This window comes from Winogradskyella sp., assembly GCF_013213975.1.
Lineage (GTDB): Bacteria > Bacteroidota > Bacteroidia > Flavobacteriales > Flavobacteriaceae > Winogradskyella.
The window spans coordinates 1-3,878 of sequence record NZ_JABSST010000134.1 but is presented as its reverse complement, the minus strand read 5'-3'; the positions used below and the strand labels follow the sequence as shown (position 1 = coordinate 3,878).

Sequence of the window (3,878 nt, the reverse complement as noted above, 5' to 3'; positions counted from 1 at the left end):
CCAGTAGCGGCTTCAATAGCTCTAATGTTTCTTCCTTCTCTACCAATTATTCTTCCTTTGACATCATCGGACTCAATGTTAAAAACTGAAACACAATTATCAATTGCTTCCTCTGTGCCAATTCGCTGAATCGTATTGATAATAATTTTTTTTGCTTCTTGTTCCGCAGTCAATTTTGCCTCTTCGAGCTTACTTTGGATAAAACCCATTGCATCAGTTTTAGCCTCTTCTTTTAAAGATTCCACCAAATGTTCTTTAGCCTCTTCAGCAGAAAGCGAAGAAATCACTTCTAATTGCTGGATTTGGCTTTTATGCGCCTTTTCTATTTCATCCTTTTTCTTTTCTAAAAACTCTAATCTAAAATTGTAATCTTTAATCTTATCATCTAAAGACTGATTGGATTTCTTTGCTTTAGACAATTCATTAGAAACTTGGGATTCTTTGTCTCTAATGCGTTTTTCTGCTTCAGCCATTTTCTTGTCTCGAGATAATATGACCTTTTCATGCTCAGCCTTTAATTCGATAAACTTCTCTTTAGCTTGAAGAATTTTATCTTTTTTCAATGTCTCTGAATCAATTTTAGCTTGCTTCAAAATTGATTTAGATTCACTTTCAGCACTAGAAACAATTTTTGAAGCTTTACCCTTCTGAACTGATTTAGAAATCATAAATCCTAGTAGTATTCCTAATACTACTCCTCCAACAATATATATAATTGTGTTAGTATCCATTTGTGTTATTTAGTTTAGTATATAAAAAAAGCCTACATCAGTTTTGGATTCTGTATAAACTCCTTAAAAACAAGTTTAGGGCTAACAAGCTGATCAAAAATCTGTCTAAATACTAGGTATTAACAGCACGATTTTACAACTTAAACTCACCCTTTTTAAAGAATTAACGTTGAGTTTATCAAAAAATATAACTAATGTAGGCAGTAACCTTTTTATTTTAAAGAACGTTCGAGTTATATATGCTTATCTAAAAGTTCGTTTAAAGCTGTAAGCCTCTCATTCACTTCTACATTCACATATTCTTTATCTATTGATTTTTGTTCTACTTGAGACGCAAACTGCAGAGCACACATGGCCAATACGTCTTGCTTATCTCTAACAGAATAATTTTGCTCAAATTGTCCAATCATAGCCTCAATTTTTTTCGTAGCCCTTCTTAATCCCTCTTCTTGCTTTGGATTAATCGTTAAAGGATATACCCTATTTGCAATTGAGAGCTTGATTTTTAATTGATTTGACATTTAGTCTAATTTACAACTTTATTCTGAGATTTGACTAATACAATGATCAATATCTCTAATAAGTGCATTTATTTTGAGCTTTGTTTCTCGTTTATTTTCGTCACTACCAAGCATCGAATTCGCAATTCTGAGCGTCTCATATTTATCTACCCAAGAAGCTAACTCTTCTTGTTGATTTAAAAGCTTTTGTTGCTGTTCTTCTAACCGCTCAGAAAGCTTTACATTAGTCTGCTTTAAGACCTCATTTTTATGTAAAACCTTGCTAATTTTGTTCTCTAAAGCATCAACAATGTCTTCAATCTTACTCATTAAAGTAATTCAATACTACTGAAACAAAGTTAACATACCAAATGAAAAAAACACAATTCTTTTACAATTATTTTTATTCTTGATAACATTCTAAGATTCAAAACGTTCAGAAAAATAATACAGATTATAGGGTTGCAAATCCTATTCAATTTGATATTTTAGCTGTAACACCATAGTTATGAAAAAATTCATGCTTTTTTTATTTTTCGGCTGCTCTGGATTTGCACAATCTGAGTATCCTCAAGATTATTTTAAGAATCCACTTGATATTACTTTAGTCCTATCTGGCACTTTTGGAGAATTAAGATCTTCACATTTTCATGCCGGACTGGACATTAAAACGCAGCAGCGTGAAGGTCTTAAGGTTTATTCTGCCGCTGAAGGCTATGTCAGTCGTATTAAGATATCACACTTTGGTTACGGAAAGGCACTTTACATTACACATCCCAATGGCTACACAACTGTTTATGGACACCTGCAGAGACTTTCGGACCGATTAGAGGCATATATTAAAGAATGCCAATACGATAAAGAGAGTTTTGAAGTTGAAGTATTTCCAAATTCAGAAGAATTGCCTGTAAAATCTAATGAAATTATTGCGTTCTCTGGCAATACAGGTGGATCTGGTGGACCTCACCTTCATTTCGAAATTCGAGATAATCAAGAAAGACCGATAAATCCAATGCTTTTTGGAATTGATATAAAAGATTCAAGAGCACCATTTGTTTCTGCAGTTTATGCTTATCCTAAAGATGACGCAGCCCTAATTAATGGAAAGAATGAGCGTGTTCCTTTGCGATTAATTCCTCAAACCAATGGCAGCTATGAGGTAGAGAAAATTACAGCTTCGGGAAACATTGGATTTGGCATTACATCTTATGACAAACAGGATTTAGCGCCAAACAATAATGGTGTTAGTAATATTCAGACATTTTTTAATGGCAACAAAAGTCTTGAAGTAGATTTTAAGCGTTTCAGTTTTGATGAATCAAAGCATATAAAACGCTATATTGATTATGGGTATTTTAAGTCTAAGAGATCACGTATACAAAAACTTTTTATTGAGAAAAACAATCCACTAACCTTATTTAAAGATGCCTATGACAATGGCTATATCCACATAGAAGATAGTACAGCTTCGGTATTTAAAATTAGAATTAGGGATTATAAAGGCAAGGAAACTTGGGTTAACATACCTATTGCAGGTAAAAATGAGACCTTAGAGTCACTGCCTTACGATGCCATGCAAGAAAAATCGTTGGTTTACAGCAATCGTTCAACAACCTTAAAGTCAAACAACATCACCGTCAACTTTTTTGAAAATACACTTTATGATGACGCTTTAATTGACTTCAGGGTGAGTTCAGACACATTGCATTTGCATGAAGATAGCATTCCATTGCAGAAAAACTTCTATATAAATTACGACCTTAGTCATTATAAGGACGAACATCTTGATAAATTATTTATTGCTAGACTCTATGGCTATTATAAAAAACCAAGTTACGTTTATACCAAACGTAAAGGCAAAGTCTTAAGTGCAGGTAGTAAAATTTTTGGTACTTATACTCTAGCTATGGACACTGTGGCTCCTTCAATCAAGCCCTTAAATTTTCAAGATAAAAAGTGGTTAAGTAAATACCGTTATCTAAAGGTTAAAATTGAAGATGAATTATCCGGTATAAGTAAATACAGAGCAACTGTTAATGGCAAGTGGATCTTAATGGAATACGATTATAAAACCAACACTTTGGTACACGATTTTAATGACAATGTTATAAAAGACACAAAGAATGAATTAAAAATAATTGTTACGGATAATGTCGGAAATAGTTCTACATTTGAAGCAATCTTTTTTAGAAAATAAAATTAAACTATTTGAGACGCTCACATTTTATTGTTGTTATTTGCTTTTTGTTTAGCATCATGTCATACGCGCAATCAGCTATTGTAAGAGGTGTTATTTTAGATGAATCTAGTAATCCAATTGAAAATGTAAACATAAAGGCATCTTCTGGCGAAGGTACTGCAACCAATACAAATGGATTTTAAGAATTTAGGACATCGTCGTATCGTTCAAAAATTTTTATTAAAAAATGGTCAAGAGCTCGAGTTTAATCCTGTAATGAAAGTGGAAGCAGAGCAAATAGCTACTGTGGTTATAAACTCTAATACTAGACAGAAAGTTGACGGAGTAACTACCATTTCACCAAACGTTATTAGAACTATTAAAGGAGCACAACCGGGAGTAGAAAACATTCTAAAAACATTACCAGGTGTTAACATCTCAAATGAACTAAGCACACAATATTCGGTA

At 32.8% G+C, this 3,878-nt stretch carries 5 protein-coding genes, 1 other RNA gene and 1 pseudogene; 3 read left to right on the top strand and 4 right to left on the bottom strand.

Annotated elements, in window-relative coordinates; translation table 11 throughout:
• The 4 genes from HRU49_RS14190 to HRU49_RS14175 form a co-directional block, all read right to left on the bottom strand.
• Positions 1 to 731, bottom strand: a 731-nt coding sequence (locus HRU49_RS14190; RefSeq protein ID WP_296358310.1) for an Rnase Y domain-containing protein, incomplete at its 3' end; no start/stop codon positions are given.
• 56 nt (positions 732 to 787) lie between these two features.
• Positions 788 to 906: non-coding RNA, 6S RNA (gene ssrS, locus HRU49_RS14185), on the bottom strand.
• A 58-nt stretch (positions 907 to 964) separates the two neighbouring features.
• Entirely contained in the window at positions 965 to 1,252 is a 288-nt protein-coding gene (locus HRU49_RS14180) for a cell division protein ZapA (protein WP_296358308.1), read from the bottom strand.
• An 18-nt stretch (positions 1,253 to 1,270) separates the two neighbouring features.
• Positions 1,271 to 1,561: a hypothetical protein gene (locus HRU49_RS14175; RefSeq protein WP_296358306.1), complete on the bottom strand. Its 291-nt coding sequence runs from the start codon at positions 1,559 to 1,561 to the stop codon at positions 1,271 to 1,273.
• Positions 1,562 to 1,739: 178 nt separating this feature from the next.
• Here HRU49_RS14175 and HRU49_RS14170 point away from each other — a divergent pair, with 178 nt between their 5' ends.
• The 3 genes and pseudogenes from HRU49_RS14170 to HRU49_RS14160 form a co-directional block, all read left to right on the top strand.
• Positions 1,740 to 3,428 (top strand): M23 family metallopeptidase, encoded by a 1,689-nt coding sequence (locus HRU49_RS14170; RefSeq protein WP_296358304.1) that lies wholly within the window; start codon positions 1,740 to 1,742, stop codon positions 3,426 to 3,428.
• A gap of 11 nt (positions 3,429 to 3,439) precedes the next feature.
• Positions 3,440 to 3,613: a hypothetical protein gene (locus HRU49_RS14165; protein ID WP_296358302.1), complete on the top strand. Its 174-nt coding sequence runs from the start codon at positions 3,440 to 3,442 to the stop codon at positions 3,611 to 3,613.
• A pseudogene (locus HRU49_RS14160) lies at positions 3,603 to 3,878 on the top strand (TonB-dependent receptor); the annotation flags it as partial. The gene HRU49_RS14165 and the pseudogene HRU49_RS14160, both read left to right, overlap by 11 nt.